This window comes from Secundilactobacillus angelensis (assembly GCF_012641075.1).
GTDB lineage: Bacteria > Bacillota > Bacilli > Lactobacillales > Lactobacillaceae > Secundilactobacillus > Secundilactobacillus angelensis.
Map to the genome: position 1 here is coordinate 1 of NZ_JAAXLJ010000052.1, position 1,355 is coordinate 1,355.

At 41.5% G+C, this 1,355-nt stretch carries 2 protein-coding genes; both read right to left on the reverse strand.

Annotated features, from left to right (window positions below):
- The coding region (locus HC026_RS12285; protein WP_168926195.1) for a DUF669 domain-containing protein at positions 1–381 on the reverse strand (381 nt) is incomplete at its 3' end.
- A gap of 15 nt (positions 382–396) precedes the next feature.
- The coding region (locus tag HC026_RS12290) for a DEAD/DEAH box helicase (RefSeq protein ID WP_168926196.1) at positions 397–1,355 on the reverse strand (959 nt) is incomplete at its 5' end.

The following is a 1,355-nucleotide window of genomic DNA, read 5'->3' on the forward strand; positions in this document are numbered from 1 at the left end:
TTCTTTCTTTACATACACATTGACTGGCACACCGGTTATTAATTTAGTGAAGTCATCAATTGATTTAAGCGGTGTCCCTTCTGGTACTCCCACAGCTTGGAGAATGTATTGAAAACCATCCAAATCATATTGATTGGTTGATTTGCGTTTCCAATTATCGACAAAAACGTGCCGATTATGAAACTTAGCATTGGTGTCTTTTAATTCTGGTACCTTGTCGAGGTCATTACGGACTAGCAAATCAATTTGCAAAGTTTCGGCTCCGCTTTGAGTTGCATTCTCTTTAGCGTTGTTAATAATCATTTCGTAGGTACCAGTTGGTAACGGATCAAAGCTGTTACCTTGATTGTTGGAATAATCTGTTTTCATAAAATCTGCCATAATATTTGTTTCCTCCTAATGTGTTTTAATAAATCCACGTGTTTTTGCTTGATAGAATGCCCAGCCAGGTTTGTAACCTCTAGCTTTAGCAATCGCTTGTAAATCTTCCATGTTCTGCGCTTCGGTTGTTTTCATCCGTGCATATCGAACTGAGTTGTAATCAGCTTTCATATCCAATCGTCCATGGATGCGTTCCAGCTCAACTGAATTGTCTTCTTCAATCTCATTATCTGAAGGCTCAACGATTCGAGCTTGCCCACATACTGGACAGATATTCGCTGATGCCGGTATCACGGCATAGCAGAACTCACACGTTCGAATTGGTGTTGCATCATTGTTGCGTTGTTTCTTTTTACGGTCTTTTAACGTCCAATCTTGGTCGTCATCGGGCAATCCAAATCTCGCATAGTTAGCAACGTGGTCAATAATGGTTGCTGTCTTGTTTGGTTGATATCGCATGGAGCGCATCGACTGCTGAATGTATAATACAAGTGATTCAGTTGGTCGTAGCATAATCACACAGGAACAGTCAGGGACGTTGAATCCCTCAGAGATCAGATCAACATTACACAGAACTTTTAAGGCGCCTGATTTAAAGTCGCTCATGATTTTATCTCGCTCTCTCACCGGTGTCTTAGCATCAGCATGTGCTGCGTTGATACCAGCAGTTTGAAACGCTGTTGCCACTGCTTTGCTGTAATCCACAGAGTGAGCATAGACAATTGCCTGTTGACCTTTAGCTTTACTTAGGTAAGTCTTTACCACATCACCAAATATGGTCTTACCTACTGCTTCATCCATTGATTTATTGGTGTAATCACCGGTGCTCGACTTCTTAAGCTTATTGTCATCAATCAGCTTCACCGAGTAATACTTGTATGGTGCAAGATAGTAATTTTCAATGAGCCAATCAATCCTCGGGCCTTCAACCATCGTGTCGTAAACATCATGCAATCCCTTGCCATTGAGACGCC